Origin of the sequence: Stenotrophomonas sp. CFBP 13725 (assembly GCF_014841935.1) — a bacterium.
Lineage (GTDB): Bacteria > Pseudomonadota > Gammaproteobacteria > Xanthomonadales > Xanthomonadaceae > Stenotrophomonas.
Window position 1 is genome coordinate 266,515 of record NZ_JACYUV010000002.1, and the last position, 18,288, is coordinate 284,802.

At 66.9% G+C, this 18,288-nt stretch carries 14 protein-coding genes; 7 read left to right on the top strand and 7 right to left on the bottom strand.

Features of this window, described 5'->3' with window-relative positions:
- Positions 1-39: 39 nt before the first annotated feature.
- From IFT65_RS04265 to IFT65_RS04280, 4 genes are all read right to left on the bottom strand, one after another.
- Positions 40-1,341: a DUF445 family protein gene (locus IFT65_RS04265; protein WP_188324516.1), complete on the bottom strand. Its 1,302-nt coding sequence runs from the start codon at positions 1,339-1,341 to the stop codon at positions 40-42.
- Between the two features lie 432 nt (positions 1,342-1,773).
- On the bottom strand, positions 1,774-2,640 hold the full coding sequence (locus IFT65_RS04270) for a plasmid replication/partition related protein (protein ID WP_192080428.1): 867 nt from the start codon (positions 2,638-2,640) through the stop codon (positions 1,774-1,776).
- Positions 2,641-2,703: 63 nt separating this feature from the next.
- On the bottom strand, positions 2,704-4,056 hold the full coding sequence (locus tag IFT65_RS04275; protein WP_188324514.1) for an aspartate aminotransferase family protein: 1,353 nt from the start codon (positions 4,054-4,056) through the stop codon (positions 2,704-2,706).
- 141 nt (positions 4,057-4,197) lie between these two features.
- Positions 4,198-4,611, bottom strand: coding sequence for a hypothetical protein (locus IFT65_RS04280; protein ID WP_192080430.1), 414 nt, complete (start codon positions 4,609-4,611; stop codon positions 4,198-4,200).
- A gap of 694 nt (positions 4,612-5,305) precedes the next feature.
- On the opposite strand from IFT65_RS04280, the gene IFT65_RS04285 reads away from it, so the two are divergent.
- The gene (locus tag IFT65_RS04285) at positions 5,306-6,598 is read left to right on the top strand and encodes an MFS transporter (RefSeq protein WP_192080433.1); all 1,293 of its coding nucleotides are present in this window, start codon (positions 5,306-5,308) and stop codon (positions 6,596-6,598) included.
- Here the strand turns inward: IFT65_RS04285 and IFT65_RS04290 are convergent, their stop codons facing one another.
- From IFT65_RS04290 to IFT65_RS04300, 3 genes are all read right to left on the bottom strand, one after another.
- Positions 6,599-7,060 carry a bacteriohemerythrin gene (locus IFT65_RS04290; protein WP_188324511.1) on the bottom strand — a complete coding sequence of 154 codons (462 nt, stop codon included), beginning with the start codon at positions 7,058-7,060 and terminating at the stop codon, positions 6,599-6,601. It lies immediately after the preceding gene.
- A 137-nt stretch (positions 7,061-7,197) separates the two neighbouring features.
- The gene (locus tag IFT65_RS04295) at positions 7,198-8,523 is read right to left on the bottom strand and encodes a diguanylate cyclase (RefSeq protein ID WP_192080437.1); all 1,326 of its coding nucleotides are present in this window, start codon (positions 8,521-8,523) and stop codon (positions 7,198-7,200) included.
- 68 nt (positions 8,524-8,591) lie between these two features.
- A complete protein-coding gene (locus tag IFT65_RS04300) occupies positions 8,592-9,893 on the bottom strand; it encodes an FAD-binding oxidoreductase (protein WP_249405039.1) in 1,302 nt (433 codons plus the stop codon).
- Positions 9,894-9,995: 102 nt separating this feature from the next.
- Between IFT65_RS04300 and IFT65_RS04305 the strand changes: the two genes are divergently transcribed.
- The 6 genes from IFT65_RS04305 to IFT65_RS04330 all read left to right on the top strand — a co-directional run bounded on the left by IFT65_RS04305 (position 9,996) and on the right by IFT65_RS04330 (position 18,122).
- Complete coding sequence (locus IFT65_RS04305; RefSeq protein WP_192080440.1) at positions 9,996-10,757, top strand: gamma-glutamyl-gamma-aminobutyrate hydrolase family protein; 762 nt, start codon at positions 9,996-9,998, stop codon at positions 10,755-10,757.
- Positions 10,754-12,151 (top strand): glutamine synthetase family protein, encoded by a 1,398-nt coding sequence (locus IFT65_RS04310; RefSeq protein WP_188324507.1) that lies wholly within the window; start codon positions 10,754-10,756, stop codon positions 12,149-12,151. The genes IFT65_RS04305 and IFT65_RS04310 overlap by 4 nt, the downstream gene beginning before the upstream one ends.
- Before the next feature lie 360 nt (positions 12,152-12,511).
- Entirely contained in the window at positions 12,512-13,627 is a 1,116-nt protein-coding gene (locus IFT65_RS04315) for a polyamine ABC transporter substrate-binding protein (RefSeq protein ID WP_188324506.1), read from the top strand.
- 213 nt (positions 13,628-13,840) lie between these two features.
- Complete coding sequence (locus tag IFT65_RS04320) at positions 13,841-15,016, top strand: HlyD family secretion protein (RefSeq protein WP_192080442.1); 1,176 nt, start codon at positions 13,841-13,843, stop codon at positions 15,014-15,016.
- Complete coding sequence (locus tag IFT65_RS04325; protein WP_192080444.1) at positions 15,013-16,575, top strand: DHA2 family efflux MFS transporter permease subunit; 1,563 nt, start codon at positions 15,013-15,015, stop codon at positions 16,573-16,575. The genes IFT65_RS04320 and IFT65_RS04325 overlap by 4 nt, the downstream gene beginning before the upstream one ends.
- Entirely contained in the window at positions 16,575-18,122 is a 1,548-nt protein-coding gene (locus IFT65_RS04330; RefSeq protein WP_192080446.1) for an efflux transporter outer membrane subunit, read from the top strand. The genes IFT65_RS04325 and IFT65_RS04330 overlap by 1 nt, the downstream gene beginning before the upstream one ends.
- Positions 18,123-18,288 lie beyond the last annotated feature (166 nt).

Genomic DNA, 18,288 nt, shown 5'->3' on the forward strand with positions numbered 1-18,288 from the left:
GGTGGCGCGGCCCTGCGCGCGCGCCGTACGCAACGCGGCTTACCCAGGCAGGAACGTCGTGGCGGCATGCAGCAACAGACCGATCAGCCCACCGACCAGCGTGCCGTTGAAGCGGATGAACTGCAGGTCGCGGCCAACGCTCAGCTCCAGCTGCTCCACCAGGTGGCGCTCGTCCCAGCCTTTTACCGTTTGGGCGATATGCGTGGTGACTCCATCGCGCAGGCGCGAGGTCAAGCGCTGGGCACCTTCCAGCAGATGCTGGTTGAGCGCATCACGCAGCGCCGGATCCGATGACAGGCTGCGGCCCAGCGCCGCCATGCTGCGTTCCAGATAGCCTGCCAACGCGGAGGTCTCACTCTGCAGATCGGCGCGCAGGCTGGCGTGGATGCGCGACCACAGCCCCTGCACATAGTCCTGCAAGGCCGGGTGGTCGATCATTTCCTGCTTCAACTGCTCGATGCGTTCGGCCAGCGCCGGGTCTTCGCGCAGCCGCTGTACGTAATTGCCCAGCCAGGCCTCGTAATCCTGGCGCAGCGGATGCATCGGTTCGGCGAGCACCTGCTGCATTTCTTCAAGCACTGCGCCTGCCAGTCGCTCGGCCAGGCTGTCGCCGATCTCGTCGATCGGCTTGATCCAGTTCACGGTGCTGGACAGGGTGGGCCACTCACGCTGGATGTAGCGCACGATCAGCTGCGATGCGCGCTCCTTCACTTCCGGCTGCTCCAGCCATCGTGCGACGCGTTGCAGGCCTTCGTCCAGTACGCGCTGATGGCGGCCATCGGCGGTCAGCAGGGCCAGCAGCTCACCCGCGGTGGAGGCCGCATTCCACTGCCGCAACTGCTGCACCACGAACGCGTGCAGTTGCCGCCGTACGGCCGTTTCATCGAAGAAGTCCAGCGCCTGCAGCGCCCACGTGCGCGCCATATCGGCCAGCATGCGTACCTGTTCCGGCGCGGACAGCCAGCTGCCGAGGCGTGCCGCCGGATCAAACACCTTCAATCGTGCCAGCAGCATGTCCGGGGCGAGGAACTGATCGCGCACGAATACCGCCAGACTGTCGCCGATGCGTTCCTTGCTGCGCGGGATGATGGCGGTGTGCGGAATCGGCAGGCCCATGGGGCGGCGGAACAGTGCCACCACGGCGAACCAGTCCGCCATCGCGCCGACAGCGGCCGCCTCGCAGAACGCAGAGACCCATGCCCAGGCGCCGCGCTCTCCCTGCCAGTGGCTGACGGCGAATCCGGCCAGCATGACCAGCAGCATGCCGAAGGCGATGGCCTTCAACCGGCGCAGTTGGGCGCGGCGAGGATCGTGGGGAGCAGAGGGCAGGGAGGGCTTCATGCGCGCAGTCTAACGGGGTGGATGTTGGGCGCAGTTGACGGCCTGCGGCGGGGCGGCGGGTGAAGGTGGAGCCGACCGACGCGGCTGATGGTGATGGCCGAGGGGTGGGGGCGACCGAAGTCGGTCGCCGGTAATGGTGGACGGGTGGGGTCGACCGATGCGGCTGACGGTGACGGCCGGCGGGTGGGGGCGACCGACGTCAGCCGACGGGTAGAGCCGACGGGTAGAGCCGACTTCAGTCGGCTGCTGTTTGTACGAGGTAACCAGCATCAGCCGACTGAAGTCGGCTCTACCAGTCGGCTCTACCAGTCGGGTCCACCAGTCAGGTCCACCCGTCGGGTCCACCAGTCAGGTCCACCAGTCGGGTCCACCAGTCAGGTCCACCAGTCGGGTCCACCGGTCAGGTCCACCGGTCGGGTATGCCCGTCGGCTCTACGCCAACTGGGCGCGCAGGGCCGCCAGCTGCTGGCGCAGGGCGTCGTTCTCACGCGTCAGGCTGACAATGCGGGCGCGCAGCGCGGGCGGGCCTTCACCCAGCTGCTCCAGGGCGGTGAGCACTTCGGCATCGCGCAGCGCCTGCTCATCCTCGCTGACCGCATCAGCTTCGATCACCGCGTCCGGCTTGGCGGCGCGTGGCTTGCGGTTGGCTTCGCGCGCGCGCTTGGCGGCCTGCTTCAGTTCGTCCTTGCCACCGGTGGCGGCTGCACGTTGTTCGTCTTCCGGCAGCGACGACACGGCGGCTGCCGCGCTGATCGACAGCTGGCCGTTCTTCACCGCTTCGACCACTTCCGGCGCAGCCTGCGCACGGATGCGTTCGATCATGCTGATCTGGTTGCTGCTCAGCTTGGCTTCGCGGGCCAGTTCGGCACGGCTGAACGTCGGTGCCGGGTCCCACGGGGGGCTGTCCTGGTCCTCATCCTGGCCCTCGCTGGTGCCATCGCTCTCGCGCTGCAGCTGCTCCTGCTCGACGCGCTTGCGCGCAGCCAGGATCTCACGCTTGCGCAGCGCCAGCTCACCACGCTGGAAGTCGGACACGCTGCGTCGGCCCAGGTGCTGCTCGATCATCCACAGGTGGACATCATCCATGCTCTGGAAGCGGGTGTTCTGCACGGTGTTGAACGGCAGGTCGTGCTTCTGGCAGATGCCGTACCGGTTGTGTCCGTCCACCAGTACATCACCCCACAGCACCAGCGCATCGCGGCAGCCTTCGGCCAGGATGCTGCGCTCCAGCGCTTCGTACTCGTCCGCGGTGAGCGGGTCGATGTAGGCCTTGAGTTCTTCTTTGACGACGATGTTCATGGGCAACGGGCGGTCGTGGAGCGGAACCGCCCATTGTACCGGCTCGCGCTGGCGCGTCCCGGCTCAGGCGGTGGCGCGGATCATGGCCCCCAGCACGTCGGCGATCCGGTCGATCTGCGCCGGTTCCACGATCAGGGGCGGCGACAACGCGATGATGTCGCCGGTCTGGCGCACCAGCAGGTCGCCATCATGGAAACATCGCCGGAACACCTCGTGGCCGCGGCTGCCAGGGGCATCTCGGCGCGGCGCAAGCTCCACCGCGCCCACCAGGCCGAAGTTGCGGATGTCGATCACGTTGGGAAGGTCGTGCAGGCGATGCAGGGCCTGCTGCCAGTGGTCACCCAGTTCGATGGCACGCTCGAACAGGCGCTCTTCGGCATACACCTCCAACGTGGCCAAGGCGGCCGCGCAGGCCAATGGATGGCCGGAATACGTATAGCCGTGGAACAGGTCGATCGACTGGGCCGGGCCCTGCTGCAGGCTGGCATGGATGGCATCGGCGACCAGCACGCCGCCCAGTGGCACCGCGCCGTTGCTGGCCGCCTTGGCGAAGGTGATCAGGTCAGGGGTGACGCCGAAACGCTGTGCCGCGAAGGGCATCCCGACGCGGCCAAAGCCGGTGATGACTTCATCGAACACCAGCACGATGCCGTGGTGATCGCAGATTTCGCGCAGCCGCTGCAGGTAGCCGGGCGCGGGCAGGATGACACCGGCCGACCCGGCGATGGGTTCAACAAACACCGCGGCGATGGTGGACGCGTCGTGCAGCGCGATCAGTCGCTCCAGTGCGTCGGCCAGCTCGGCGCCATGCCGAGGCAGGCCCTGCGTGAACGCGTTGCGCTGCAGATCGAGGGTGTGTGGCAGGTGGGCGGTGCCGCCAAGCTGCAGGCCGAACTGACGGCGGTTGTTGGCCAAGCCGCCGATCGCCATGCCGCCGAAGCCGACGCCGTGATAGGCCTTTTCCCGCCCGATGAAGCGCGTGCGCTGGCCCTCGCCGCGCGCGCGATGGTGGGCGAGGATGATCTTCATCGCGCTGTCCACCGCTTCCGAGCCGGAATTGGTGAAGAACACATGGTTCAATCCTGCCGGCGCCAGCGCGGCGAGCCGTTGTGCGAGCACGAACGGCAAAGGCGATCCCATCTGGAAGGTGGGTGCGAAGTCCAGCGTACCGGCCTGTTCGGCGATGGCCTGGACGATCTTCTTCCGCCCATGACCGGCATTGCAGCACCACAGCCCGGCCGTGCCATCCAGGATCTGCCGACCGTCCACGTCTTCGTAGTACATGCCTTCGGCGCGTACCAGCATGCGCGGCGCGCCTTTGTACTGCGCGTTGGCGGTGAACGGCATCCAGAACGCGTCCAGCGTCTCCGGTTGTGTGGTGGCCAGCGTGGTGAGGGAGGCGGCGGAAGAAGGCATCGAACGCTCCAGCGGGGCAGGTAGGCGAACGGTACCGCTGGGCGGGTCGAGGCGCTGTCTGCACTGTGCGCGGCGCATGAGGGCCGCGTTCCCGCGCGGCACGAACGCCTTGCCCCCGCTGAAGTACGCCGCTACACGGGATCATCGCGCGCTGGGCGAGGCCTCCCTGACCAGCTGCCGTCCCGCGACGATCAGGCCCTCGACCAGACGCTCGCACAGCAGCACCTCGTTGGAGCCATCGTGCTGGCTGTCGTGTACCGCGTGCAGGATTTCCAGGATCGCGTCCAAGGCCTGGCGGGTGCCCTCCTGCAGGCCGGGCACTGCGCGTTCCGGCAACGTCACAGCGGACGCTGCGCGTTGCGTTGCGTCGTCGTCGCGGCGGTCAATGCAGGCAGACACGAGCTGCAGAGCAGGGCGCTGCCCCGCTGCCGGGTGTGGCACGCCATTGGCCATCAGGATGCGCTCCAGCGTGTCGATGAAGGGACGGGGCAGGTCGTGCATGCGGTCGCCCAGCAGGGAATGCAGGCGTGCACCGCTCAGGAGTTGGTCGGACATCGGTCAACCTCGCTCGGCAGGAAGGCCACCTGCGCCGAGGCGAGGGTGGCGGACGATGCGGGTTGGCATACCGGCGTGACTTTCCAAAACCGGCGGATCTGGATCCCCACGCACCGCCCGCCGTATGACCGGCAAGACAGTGCATTCTCCGCCGGGCCCATGAGGGCAGCAACGGAGTGCAAGGAAAGTCACGAACGGGATGCCAATCCCGGCTGACGCTTCTACGTCGTCAGCGTCATCATCGTGCGGATGTGACGCTGCCTGCGTCCATGGGCAAAGTTGCGGTTCGTGTTGGGCGATCACGGGGTTGGCAGCATGTCGCGATCGGATTGTGCGGGTGTGCGGCGGGTGCGCCAATCCGCGCGGGGTGACGCGGTACGTTCGGCTGGGGGGCCGCTGCGCTCGCCGAGCGTGGCTCGGCGCTACCAAGGGTGTGCGTGCCGCGGAGAAGACGCTGTCTGCGTCCATGGGCAAAGTTGCGGTTCGTATGGGGCGATCACGGCGCGGCGTGTGCGCCAATCCGCGCGGGGTGACGCGGTGCGTTCGTTGTAGGGGCCCGCTGCGCTCGCCGAGCGTGGCTCGGCGCTACCGAGGTGCGCGCGCGCACGGGCCGTGTCGGCTGAAACCAATGTGCCCCCCGGCCGGGAGCCCGTGGCAGAATCCGGAACGCTTCCTGCCCAGCGATTCCCCTTCCATGTCGTCCACCGTTGCACCTGCTCCGCCCACACCCGTGCCGGCCAATTCGCCGCGGCGCGTGCTGCTGGCCAGCCTGATCGGCACCACCATCGAGTTCTTCGACTTCTACATCTACGCCACGGCGGCGGTGCTGGTGTTTCCGCACCTGTTCTTCCCGGAGAGCAGTGACCAGGCCGCGCTGCTGCAGTCGCTGGCCACCTTCGCGGTCGCGTTCATCGCGCGTCCGGTGGGCTCGGCGGTGTTCGGCCACTTCGGTGACCGGATCGGTCGCAAGGCCACGCTGGTCGCTGCGCTCCTGACGATGGGGCTGTCCACGGTACTGATCGGTCTGTTGCCCACGCACGCGCAGATCGGCTTGTGGGCACCGGCGCTGCTGGCGCTGTGCCGGTTCGGCCAAGGCCTGGGGCTGGGCGGGGAGTGGGGCGGGGCGGTGCTGCTGGCAACCGAGAACGCGCCACCGGGCAAACGCGCGTGGTATGGCATGTTTCCTCAGTTGGGTGCACCGCTGGGCTTTCTGTTGTCTGCGGGCATTTTCCTGTTGCTGGGGCGGCTGTTGTCGACCGACGACTTCCTGCAGTGGGGCTGGCGCATTCCGTTCATCGCCAGTGCGCTGCTGGTCGGGCTGGGACTGTGGGTGCGCCTGAACATCCACGAGACGCCGGCGTTCCAGAAAGCGCTCGATACCCATGCGCGGGTCAAGCTGCCGATGATGACCGTGCTGCGCGAGCACGCCGTGCCGATGGTACTGGGCACGCTGGGCGTGTTCGCCACCTTCGTGCTTTTCTATCTGATGACGGTGTTCGCGTTGGGTCATGGTACGTCCGTGCTGGGCTACAGCCGCGAGCAGTTCCTGCTGCTGCAGATGGTCGGCATCCTGTTCTTCGCCGCCGGTATTCCCATTTCCGCGCGCTACGGCGACCGCTGGGGCACGCGCCGCACGATGATCATCGCCAGCGGCCTGATCGTGGGCTTCGGGGTGTTGCTGGCGCCGCTGTTCCAGGCCGGCAGTCCGTGGATGGTGCTGGGCTTCCTGTCGCTGGGCCTGTTCCTGATGGGGCTCACCTACGGTCCGTGCGGCACCTTCCTGGCCGAGATCTATCCGGTGGAGGTGCGTTACACCGGGGCCTCGTTGTCGTTCAACCTGGCCGGCATCCTGGGTGCGGCCCCCGCGCCCTACCTGGCCACCTGGCTGGCCGAACGCTTCGGCCTGGTGGCCGTCGGCTACTACCTGTGCATTGCCGCGCTGATCACCATCTGTGCCCTGTTGGCGCTGCAGCGGCGCGTGCGCTGATCAGCTGAAGAAGCGTTTCAACGTGCGGCCCAGCCATGTGCCGCCCTGGTGCTGGCGGGTGAACTGGTTGAGATGCTGTTTCACCTGCTCGGCGTACGCCTTGTCATCGCCGCGGATATGGTTGAACAGCCACCGCGACAGCATGCTGCGCAGTTCATCGGTGACATCCTCCCCCGCCTGGAAACGCAGACGGTAATCCGACACGCGCTTGCCGAATATCTCGTGCACGCGTTTGTGTGCGGCACAGAACGGGTAGCCGGCTTCTTCCATCAGCTCCTCTTCGAAGGCGAAATGGGACATGGTGTAATCCACCAGTTCCCCCATCACGTCCGCCACGGCAGCGCGCTGCACGCCCTGCTGGGCAACATGCAGCTGGTTGAGCATCTCCACGATCCGCATGTGCTGATGATCGATGACGTCGATGCCGATGTTGAGGTCGTCCTGCCAGACCAGTAGTGCCATGTGCGCGCTCCATGTGACCGATGGCGCGAGTGTCGACGGCTGTAGAGCGCCGGGCACTGATCTGGATCAAAGCGGATGACGGCGTGGCGACGTGACCGGTAGCGCCGGGCAGTGCGCGGCACTACCGAGCGTCTGCCTCAGGCGACAGTGGCTGCCGCGTTGGCGCCGCATACGCGGTTGCGGCCACCGGCCTTGGCCAGGTAAAGCTGGCGGTCGGCTTCGGTGATCAACGCATGCAGGCTGTCACGGCGTGGCCGCAGGCAGCACAAGCCGATGCTGACGGTCATGCGCAGCGTGGTGTCGCCGATCGGCACGCGCAGCATCGCGATCGCATGGCGCAAGGCTTCGAAGTAGGAGACCGCGCCCTCCGGGTCCAGCCCCGGCACCATCAGGCAGAACTCTTCGCCACCGAAACGCGCCACCAGATCGCCGCTGCGTGCATGCGCCGCGACGGCATCGGCGCACGCGCGCAGTGCTTCGTCGCCGCCATCGTGGCCGAAGCTGTCGTTGATGTGCTTGAAATGGTCGATGTCGACCATCGCCACCGCCACCCACTCGTCGTCCTGCTGCAACTGCGGCAGCTGGCGCTGGCTGTGTTCCAGGAAATAACGGCGGTTGGGCAGGCCGGTCAGGAAGTCGCGCGTGGCCAGGTCCTGCAGCGTACCGATCAGCTCAAGCTGGTCCACGTTCTGCGAAACACGGCAGAAGAACTCTTCGCGCGAGAACGGCTTGCGCAGGAAATCGTTGGCCCCGTTCTTCAGGAAGCGCGGGATCAGGGTGACGTCGGTGTTGCCGGACAGGCCGATCACCGCCACCTTGTCGCGCGAACGCTGCATGCGCAGCCGGCGGGTGAACTCCACGCCCTGCATGCCGGGCATTTCCTGGTCCACTACAGCCAGCCGGATCGCCGGATGGGCCTCGATGGCGGCCAGTCCCTGCTCGCCGTCCGCGGCTTCGTACACTTCATGGCCGTACATGCGCAGCAGCGCGGCGGCATAACCGCGCGCGGACGGTGAATCGTCCACCACCAGTGCGGCGATGCGCCGGTTGCGGTCCAGCCGCTGCACCAGCCACACCAGATAATCCACGCTACCCGGTGTGTTCTTGAGCACGTAATCGATGACTTTCTGTTCCAGAACGCGTCGGCGCACGTCCTCGTCGTACACGCCGCTGACCACGACGGTCGGCATGCCTCGGGACACGAAGAAGTCCACCACGCCGTCGCGGTCGCCATCGGCGAGCACCAGGCCGGTCAATACCAGGAACCAGCCCTGTTGTTCTTCCAGCAGCCGGCCGGCTTCGGCCAGCGTGGAGGCCACGGTCACGGTCACATCGAGCCGCTGCTCGATGGCCTCACGCACCAGGGTGGTGAACGTGCGGGAGTTTTCCACCAGCAGGACGCGCTGGGGCAGGGGGTCAACACCGGGGTCGCTTTCGAAAGCGCCCTGCAGCAAGGCGGGCATGAGGCGTGCGCTCGGAACGGGCTGGGTCGTAGGTACTAGCGGCCTGCGGCTCAAAAACTTGAACTCCATCACCAAATTAAATTGCGCAGCTTCACAAATGCCATGGTCGCTACGAGCAGCGGCGTCCGCAGCAGGCGGCCGCCCGGGAAGGGGCGTTGGGGGATGCGTTCGAACACATCCAGTCGTCCCGCCTGGCCTGCGATGGCCTCGGCGATGACCTGACCGGCCAGGTTGGCCGCTGCTACGCCATGGCCGGAAAACCCTTGGGCAAAGTAGATGTCCGGGGTGAGTCGTCCCCAATGCGGAGCGCGGCGGGTGGTGATGTCCACATAGCCGCCCCACAGGTACTCCATCGGGACGCCATGCAGCTGCGGGAACACCTGCCACAGGCGGCGCTGCATCACCTGTGCCAGCCCCGGTGGTGGCCGCGAGGAATAGCTGGCACCGCCGCCGAACACCACGCGGTGGTCGTGGCTGAGCCTGAAGTAGTCCAGCACCAGCCCCGTATCGGATACGGCCATGTCGTTGCGGATCAACGCGCGCGCACGCTCGCCGCCGAGCACCGGCGTCGCGCCGATGTAGGTCCCCACCGGCATGATGTAGCGCTCCAGCTCGGGCGCGATGCCCTCCAGCCATGCGTTGCCCGCCAGCAGCACGTGGTCGGCGTGTACGGTGCCGGTGGCCGTGCGCAGCGCCGGTCGCGGATGCCGTTGCAGTTCGAGCACCGGCGTCTGCTCGTGGACGGTGGCGCCTGCGGCCAGGGCGGCGTCGGCCAGGCCATGCGCGAACGCCAATGGGTGCAGGTGACCACTGAGCGGATCGAACATGGCACCCCGGTAGCGGGGGCTGTCCAGCTGCTCGCGCAGGGTGGCCTGGTCCCACCATTGCATGGGGTAATCGTAGTGCCCGGTCAGCCGCTCCATGTCGTGGTGCAGGGTGCGCGCCTGGCGTGCGGTGATCGGTACGTTGGCGTGGCCTGCAACCCAGTGACAGTCGATGCCGTGGTGCGCGATGCGATCCCGCACCAGTTGCACGCCTTGGCGTGAGTGATCGAACAAGGTACGCGCATCGTCCGGGCCGACCAGCGATTCCAGCACATCGACTTCGCAGCCATAGCCGGACAGCACCTGGCCACCGTTGCGGCCCGAGGCCCCCCAGCCTACCCGGCAGCTTTCCAGCACTACCACCTTGAGTCCGCGCGATGCCAGCTCGAGCGCGGCGGACAGCCCGGTGTAGCCTGCGCCCAGGATGGCGACATCGGCATGGGTATCGCCGTCCAGTGCGGGCAATGGCGTGCGCGGCGCGACACTGGCGGCATACCAGCTGGGCGGCAGGGAAGGGTCTTCGCGCAGGGGATGCGTAGGGTCCATCCGCATAGTCTGGCGCAGATGGCGCGGCAAGGGTGTGACTATGCCGCGCTTGCTGGCGTCATCATGCGGCGCTACCGTGTCGGCAGCGCCGAGGACTTGCAGATGCGCCTTCCTCCCCTTGTGGGATTGCCGACCGATAGCACGTTGCAGGGACATCACCGCTTCCTGATGGCCGGCGAGAAGTATGTGCGCGCTCTGGTCGATGGCGCTGCGGTGACGCCGGTGATGCTGCCCTCCCTGCAGCCCGCGCTGCCTGCCGGCGACTGGCTCGGGCGGCTGCACGGCCTGCTGCTGACCGGTGCCGTCAGCAACATCGAACCCCATCATTACCCCGGCGGGCAGACCTGGCCCGGCAACCTGCATGATGCGGCGCGCGACGCCGGTGCGTTTTCGCTGCTGGAGCATGCGTTGCGCATCGACCTGCCGGTGTTGGCGATCTGTCGTGGTTTCCAGGAACTCAACGTGGCGCTGGGTGGCAGCCTGCATCCCAGGCTGCACCGGGTGGAGGGTCTGCATGACCACCGCGAGGATTACGCGGCGTCCGCCGAGTCGCAGTATGGCCCCGCGCACAGCATTTCACTGGTTGCCGGTGGCTGGCTGTCGCAATGGCACGGCAGCCGCTCGGCAGTGGTCAATTCCGTGCACGGGCAGGGCGTCGCCGTGCTGGCCGACGGCTTGGTGGCCGAGGCGCACGCCGATGATGGACTGGTCGAAGCGGCACGCAGTCCCCGTCATGGTTTCGTGCTCGGCGTGCAGTGGCATCCCGAATGGCGGGTGACCCACAATCCCTTCTATCACGCTGTGTTCCGCGCATTCGGCGATGCTTGTCGGCAGCGTCAACGACTTCAACAGGATTCCCCATGAGTACGGACACCCGCTCGCGAAAACCGCCGACCGTGGACGACGGACAGGAAAGCAGCCTGCTGCGCTGGTTGAAAGAGCGGCGCATCACCGAGGTGGAGTGCCTGGTGCCGGACATCACCGGCATTGCGCGCGGCAAGATCATCCCGGCGGACAAGTTCTCGCACGATTACGGCACGCGGTTGCCGGAGGGTATCTTCGCCACCACGGTGACCGGCGACTACCCCGATGACTATTACGAGCTGACCTCGCCGTCGGATTCGGACATGGTGCTGCGGCCCGATCCCGAGACCGTGCGGGTGGTCCCGTGGGCGACCGACCCGACCGCGCAGATCATCCACGACTGCTACACCAAGGACGGCAAGCCGCATGAGCTGGCCCCGCGCAATGTGTTGCGCCGGGTGCTGGATGCGTACGAGGAACTCGGCCTGCGACCGGTCGTCGCACCGGAGCTGGAGTTCTTCCTGGTGCAGAAGAACACCGATCCGGATTTTCCGCTGCTGCCGCCGGCGGGTCGTTCAGGACGGCCGGAAACAGCACGGCAGTCGTACTCCATCGATGCGGTAAACGAGTTCGATCCGATCCTGGACCTGATGTATGACTATGCGGATGCGATGAAGCTGGACGTGGATACGCTGATCCACGAGTCCGGTGCAGCGCAGCTGGAAGTCAATTTCACCCACGCCGATGCGATGAACCTGGCCGACCAGGTTTTCCTGTTCAAGCGCACCATGCGCGAGGCGGCGATGCGCCATGGGGTGTATGCCACGTTCCTGGCCAAGCCGATGGAGAACGAGCCGGGCAGTGCGATGCACATCCACCAGAGCCTGCTCCGTCGCAGTGATGGCAGCAACGTGTTCGCCGGCGAAGGCAATGCCGAGGGCGAGTTCAGTCCGGTGTTCGGTCATTACCTGGGCGGGCTGCAGAAGTTCGCCCCGCAGGCGATGGCGTTCTTCGCGCCGAACGTGAATTCCTACCGGCGGCTGGTGTTTGGCGAGGTTTCGCCGAGCAACGTGCACTGGGGGTTCGACAACCGCACCTGCGGCCTGCGGGTCCCGATGGATACACCGGACAACATGCGGGTGGAGAGTCGGTTCGCCGGCTCCGATGCCAATCCCTACCTGGCGATGGCGGCGACGCTGGCCTGTGGGCTGCTGGGGCTGCGCGGCCAACTGGCGCCGGATGCCCCGGTCAGTGGCAGTGCCAAGGAGCTGGGCTACAACCTGCCACGGTCGCTGGGTGAGGCGCTGGACGGGCTGGAGCGCTGCAGTGAGCTGCAGGCGCTGTTGGGCGAGCGATTCTGCAAGGCCTACATCTCGGTGAAGCGAAAGGAATACGAGACGTTCTTCCGGGTGATCAGCTCGTGGGAACGTGAGTTCCTGCTGCTGAATGTCTAGACATTGAAAGCGGATGCCCGTTGTCCCGTGCTCCGGAGACGTCCCGCCGAGCATGGCTCGGCGCTACAGAGCGGGCAGCATCCCCGTTGTAGCGCCGAGCCACGCTCGGCGGAATCCGTCCGGCACCGCGATGCCTGGCACAGGCCGCGCTGCGCGCTCGCCGAGCACGGCTCGGCGCTACCGATTCCGGTTTTATTCGGTGGGGTCACCGGACGTGTCACCGGACGTGTCACCGGGCCGCCCGAAGCGCCGTCGCCAATCCGTCACCCGTGCGTCACTGGATGATCCGGCGTCCGGGCGTTAGGCTGGGTCCGTCTGTTGGCCGGAATCGGCCCCCATCCTTTTCTGGAGCCCCCTCCCATGAAGCTGCGTACCCTCACGCTCGGTCTGTCCGTTGCCCTGCTTGCTGCCTGTGGCGGCGGTGATGGCGCGGGAAGCACGCAGGACAGCAAAGTCCTGAACGTCTACAACTACAGCGATTACATCGCCGAAAACACCATCCCGGATTTCGAGAAGCAGAGCGGGATCAAGGTCACCTACGATGTGTTCGACAGTGACGAGATGGTCGAGACCAAGCTGCTGGCCGGCAACAGTGGCTACGACGTGGTGGTGCCGACGCTGAATTTCTTCGGCCGGCAGATCCAGGCCGGCGTGTTCCTGCCGCTGGACAAGGCGAAGATCCCGAACCTGGCCAAGCTGGACCCGAAGGTGATGGAGCGCATCGCCACCCAGGATCCGGACAACAAGTACGGCGTGCCGTACATGATCGGCACCACCGGCATCGGCTACAACGTGGACATGGTGAAGGAGCGCTTCGGCGGCAGCGCCGACATCGCCAACAGTTGGGACCTGATCTTCAAGCCGGAGAACATCGCCAAGATGAAGGACTGCGGCGTGACCCTCCTGGACACGCCCGCCGACATGATCCCGGTGGCGATGCATTACCTGGGGCTGGACCCGCACAGCAACAATCCGGCCGACATCCAGAAAGCGGCCGAACTGCTGAAGTCGATCCGCCCGTACGTGCAGAACTTCCACTCGTCGCAGTACGTGGGGTCGCTGGCCAACGGCGGCACCTGCCTGGTGGTGGGCTGGTCGGGTGACATCATCCAGGCGCGTGATCGTGCCGAGGAAGCGGCCAACGGCGTCCACGTGGCGTACTCGATTCCGCGCGAAGGCGCGCCGCAGTGGTTCGACATGCTGGCGATCCCGAAGGATGCCAAGCACCCCGAGGCAGCCTACGCCTTCATCAATTACCTGCTGGAACCGAAGGTCGCGGCGGCCAACACCAACTTCATCCACTACGCCAATCCGGTGACCGATGCCACCGCGCTGGTCGATGAAGCGATCCGCACCGATCCGACCATCTATCCGCCGGCGGACGTTGCGGAAAAGATGTTCACCTACTCGATCAATACGCCGGAAACCGACAAGCTCTACACCCGCTTGTGGACGGAAATCAAAACCGGCCGTTGAGTCATCGGTAGCGCCGAGCGACGCTCGGCGGGATGCCGGGGCCGCGCGATCTGCTCGCGGCCCGGCCCGGCCCGGCAGCCCTGCACACGGATCCCTTCCCCTCAGTGGAAGGGACCCCTTTCAACGGTATGCGCTCGGCCAGGCACTTCACGTTTTCTGTGCATCGCTTCCCCTACCGTCGCGTATGGACCTGACCACCCCCGCGACCAGACGATGAGCGAACAGCCCAGCCGGCACAACGATGCGCCCGCGCAGCAGGACCCGCCCGAGCATGAGGCGGAAGACAAGAAACCCTCGCCGCTGAAGAATCCCAAAGTGCGCTGGACGCTGATCATCGGCGGCATCCTCGTGCTTGCCGCGCTGGTGATCTGGCTGTTCTACCACCTGCTGGTGGGGCGTTACCTGCAGGACACCAACAACGCCTATCTGCAGGCGGACGCGGTCGCCGTGGCGCCGCGCATCAACGGGTATGTGACCGAAGTGCTGGTGCAGGACAACCAACAGGTGAAGGCCGGTGAGCCCCTGCTGCGCATCGATCCGCGTACCTATCGCGCCACCCTGGACCAGGCCGAAGCGGTCATTGCCGTGCGCCAGGCCGATATTGCTGCATCGACCGCGGGTGTGCAGGGCCAGCAGGCCAGCTTGATACAGGCACGCACCCAGTCCGTCGCCGCCGCTGCCACGCTGCGTTTCGCCAAGGCCGAAGTGGCCCGGTTCGCGCCGTTGGCTGCCAGCGGTGCCGATACCCATGAACACGTGGAGAGCCTGCGCCATGACCTGCAGCGGGCGCAGGCGCAGTACGACGCGGCGCAGGCGCAGATCACCGGGGCGCAGAGCCAGATACAGGCCAGTCAGGCGCAGCTGGAGCAGGCCCAGGCCGGGTTGAAGCAAGCGCAGGCCGATGCCGCGCAGGCCGCGGTCGCGTTTGAAGACACGGAGCTGCGCGCGCGCATCGACGGCCGCATCGGCAACAAGACGGTGCAGGTCGGCCAGTTCGTCGCCGCCGGCACCCGCACGATGACCGTGGTGCCGGTGGCATCGCTGTACATCGCGGCCAATTTCAAGGAAACCCAAGTGGGCCTGATGCGCCCCGGTCAGCCCGCGACCATCAAGGTCGACGCGCTGCCCGGCGTGGATCTGCACGGCACGGTAGAAAGCATCTCGCCGGGCACCGGATCGCAGTTCGCGCTGCTGCCACCGCAGAACGCGACCGGCAACTTCACCAAGGTAGTGCAGCGCGTGCCGGTGCGGATCAAAGTGGATGCAGGCACCGAGGCGCGCCAGGTGCTGGTGCCGGGCATGTCGGTGGATGTCACCGTGGATACGCGGGGCAACAAGGACGCGCGTGAGCGCACCCAGGACGAAGCCGAGGCCGGCAAGGACCGATGAGCAGCAGCGCGGCCAGTGCAGGGCCGGCCGACGCGGCGCCGCAGAAGGCCGACGCGGGCGCGTGGCTGGCGGTGGCCGCTGGCACCATCGGCTCGTTCATGGCGACGTTGGACATTTCCATCGTCAACGCGGCGCTGCCGACCATCCAGGGCGAAGTCGGCGCCAGCGGCACCGAAGGCACGTGGATATCCACCGCCTTCCTGGTGTCGGAGATCGTGATGATCCCGCTGACCGGCTGGTTCGTGCGGACGCTGGGGCTGCGCACCTTCCTGCTGATCTGCGCCACCTTGTTCACCGCGTTTTCCGTGATGTGTGGCTTCGCCGATACCCTTCCCATGATGATCGTGGGCCGCATCGGCCAGGGCTTCGCCGGTGGTGCGCTGATCCCCACTGCGCTGACCATCGTCGGTACGCGGCTGCCTCCCAAACAGCAGCCACTGGGCACCGCGTTGTTCGGCATGACGGTGATCCTCGGGCCGGTCATTGGTCCGCTGCTGGGCGGCTGGCTGACGGAAAACGTGAGCTGGCACTATGCCTTCTTCATCAACGTGCCGATCTGCGCCGGCCTGGTCGCGCTGCTGCTGCTCGGCCTGCCGCATGAAAAATCCAACTGGTGGGGCCTGCTGCGTGCCGACTGGCTGGGCATCATCGGGATGACGGCGGGGTTGTCCGCATTGACGGTGGTACTGGAGGACGGGCAGCGCGAGCGTTGGTTCGAATCCACGCTGATCATCATCCTGAGCCTGGTTTCGCTGACCGGGTTCGCCTTGCTGGCGCTGTCCCAGTTCACCAGCAAGGAGCCGGTGATCCACCTGAAAATCCTGTTCACCCGCAGCTTCGGCGCGGTGTTCGTGATGGTGATGGCGGTGGGCATGATCCTGTTCGGGGTGATGTACATGATCCCGCAGTTCCTGGCGATCATCGCCGGCTACAACACCGAGCAGGCCGGCTACGTGCTGCTGTTGGCGGGCCTGCCGACCATCCTGCTGATGCCGCTGATGCCGAAGATGCTGGAAACGGTGGATGTGCGGATCATGGTGTTCGGCGGCATGCTGTGCTTCGCCGCGGCGTGCTTCGTCAACCTGGGGCTGACGCCGGACAGCATCGGCCCGCACTTCGTGTTGGGGCAGCTGCTGCAGGGCTGCGGCCTGGCGCTGGCCATGATGGCGCTCAACCAGGCGGCCATCACCTCGGTTCCCCGCGAGTTCACCAGCGATGCCTCCGGCCTGTTCAACGCCGCCCGCAACCTGGGCGGGTCGATCGGCCTGGCCATCATCTCGACCTTCCAGGACCGCCGGACCACCCTGCACGTGGATGCCATCGGCAGCAGTATCACGGCCAATTCGCAGGTAGCCCAGGATGCACTGGGCGCTTACGGCCAGCAGCTGGGTGACCCGATGCAGGGCATGGCCGTGCTGGCGCAGACCGTGCAGATGCAGGCGATGGTGATGGCCTACAACGACCTGTTCTGGATTTTCGGCCTGATCGTGGTGGCGACGCTGCCACTGGTCTTCCTGCTCAAGCCCTTGCCGAAGGGCGTTCCCCTGGCGATGCACTGATGACCCCATTGAACTCCTTCCAACCTGCTGCACGGCTGCGCCCACTGTCTTTCGCGCTGCTGCCGTTGCTGCTCGCCGGCTGCATGCTGGGGCCGGACTACACGCGCCCGGACGTGGCCCGCCCGGCGACCGCGCAGGCGGCGCTGCCGCGGGCCGACCAGGCCGGCGTGGTGGCGGCGGCCCCGCCCAGCCAGTGGTGGCGTGAGCTGCGCGATCCGTTGCTGGACGAACTGGTGGACGAGGCGTTGCGCAACAGCCCCAATCTGCGTGCGGCGCAGGCGAAGGTGGTGGCGTCGCGCGCGCTGCAGCGTCAGCGACGTGCCGAGCAGCTGCCAAGCGTGGGTGCTGCCGCTGGCTATGCGAACGTGCAGGCGCCGGATTCGCTGAACGACAGCGTGCGGGGCCTGGGCGAGAACGTGGCCCAGGTCGCCGAGGCCAACGGCCGGCCGCAGGAGGCCGCGCAGTTGCGGCAGCAGTTCGCCGATGTCGACCTGGACACCGAACTGTACGTGGTCGGCTTCGATGCAAGCTGGGAGCTGGACCTGTTCGGCCGGCGCCGGCGCGCTGCCGAGCAGGCGGCCGCCGAGGCCGGCGCCGATGCGGCGGCGTTGGCCGATGCGCAGGTGCAGCTTGCCGCCGAACTTACCCAGGTCTACCTGAGCTACCGCAGCAGCCAGCAACGCATCGCGCTGGCGGAGGACAACCTGCGGGCAGCCGATGAGGCGTTGCGGCTGTCACGGCAACGGCGCGAGCGCGGCGCCGATTCCGACCTGCAGGTCGAGCGCGCGCAGGCGCAGCGCGAGCAGCAGCAGGCACGCATCCCGCCGTTGAGGGCGCAGGCCGATGAGGCCCGCGATGTGCTGGCGCTCATGGTGGGACGCGAGCCCGGCGCGCTGGACGGGCGGTTGGGGCAGGGCGCGGAACTGCCTGTGTTGCCTGCGCGGATTGCCGTGGACGATGCGGCGGCCCTGATCCGTCGGCGGCCGGACATCCGCAAGGCGGAGCGCGAGCTGGCCGCTTCGTCGGCGCAGATCGGCCAGGCGCTGACAGCCTATTTTCCGCAGGTGACCTTGCTGGGCACGGTCGGCGCCGGCGCGGGTTCGCTGTCCGATCTGGGCTCGGATTCGGCAGCCACGATCGTCGCCCCGTTCCTGCGCTGGTCTGTCTTCGATTTCGGCCGCAACAAGGCGCGTGTCGCGCAGGCGCGGGCAGGCAACGAGGCACGCATGGCGGCCTATGAAGGCACCGTGCTGGCCGCGCTGCAGGATGCCAACACCGCGCTGGCGCGATTCGGCGCCGCGCGCCAGCAGGTGCAGGCGACCACCCGTGCCGAAGCGTCGGCCACGCGTGCCGACCGGTTGATGCAGCAACGCAGGCAGGCCGGTGCCGCGTCGCAGATCGATCTGCTGGACGTGCAACGGCAGCAGCTCGATGCGCAGGACGGGCTGGCCCAGGCGCAGCTGCAACTGCTGGTCCGCTACGTGGCGCTGCAGAAGAGCCTCGGATTGGGCTGGCAGGAAGCGCCGGAAGCGGCGGTGTCGCGATGAGCTGTGGCTGACGGCCTGCATCGCCCGCCGTACCGTGGCGCGGTGAACGCCCCCAGCACGCGCGACCGCAGTGCAGACGCGATCGGCGCAAGGCGCCAGCTGCCGTCATGTCACGTCGGCACCACCGCCGTTAGAATGGCGCCGCCATCCCCTTGACCGCCGTCGG

Excerpts from the sequence above, each read along its gene's own strand:
- IFT65_RS04285 (WP_192080433.1), top strand. The coding sequence starts at position 5,306 with ATGTCGTCCACCGTTGCACCTGCTCCGCCCACACCCGTGCCGGCCAAT.
- IFT65_RS04300 (WP_249405039.1), bottom strand. The coding sequence starts at position 9,893 with ATGGACCCTACGCATCCCCTGCGCGAAGACCCTTCCCTGCCGCCCAGC.
- IFT65_RS04320 (WP_192080442.1), top strand. The coding sequence starts at position 13,841 with ATGAGCGAACAGCCCAGCCGGCACAACGATGCGCCCGCGCAGCAGGAC.
- IFT65_RS04290 (WP_188324511.1), bottom strand. The coding sequence starts at position 7,060 with ATGGCACTACTGGTCTGGCAGGACGACCTCAACATCGGCATCGACGTC.
- IFT65_RS04270 (WP_192080428.1), bottom strand. The coding sequence starts at position 2,640 with ATGAACATCGTCGTCAAAGAAGAACTCAAGGCCTACATCGACCCGCTC.
- IFT65_RS04295 (WP_192080437.1), bottom strand. The coding sequence starts at position 8,523 with ATGCCCGCCTTGCTGCAGGGCGCTTTCGAAAGCGACCCCGGTGTTGAC.
- IFT65_RS04325 (WP_192080444.1), top strand. The coding sequence starts at position 15,013 with ATGAGCAGCAGCGCGGCCAGTGCAGGGCCGGCCGACGCGGCGCCGCAG.
- IFT65_RS04280 (WP_192080430.1), bottom strand. The coding sequence starts at position 4,611 with ATGTCCGACCAACTCCTGAGCGGTGCACGCCTGCATTCCCTGCTGGGC.
- IFT65_RS04315 (WP_188324506.1), top strand. The coding sequence starts at position 12,512 with ATGAAGCTGCGTACCCTCACGCTCGGTCTGTCCGTTGCCCTGCTTGCT.
- IFT65_RS04275 (WP_188324514.1), bottom strand. The coding sequence starts at position 4,056 with ATGCCTTCTTCCGCCGCCTCCCTCACCACGCTGGCCACCACACAACCG.
- IFT65_RS04265 (WP_188324516.1), bottom strand. The coding sequence starts at position 1,341 with ATGAAGCCCTCCCTGCCCTCTGCTCCCCACGATCCTCGCCGCGCCCAA.
- IFT65_RS04310 (WP_188324507.1), top strand. The coding sequence starts at position 10,754 with ATGAGTACGGACACCCGCTCGCGAAAACCGCCGACCGTGGACGACGGA.
- IFT65_RS04305 (WP_192080440.1), top strand. The coding sequence starts at position 9,996 with ATGCGCCTTCCTCCCCTTGTGGGATTGCCGACCGATAGCACGTTGCAG.
- IFT65_RS04330 (WP_192080446.1), top strand. The coding sequence starts at position 16,575 with ATGACCCCATTGAACTCCTTCCAACCTGCTGCACGGCTGCGCCCACTG.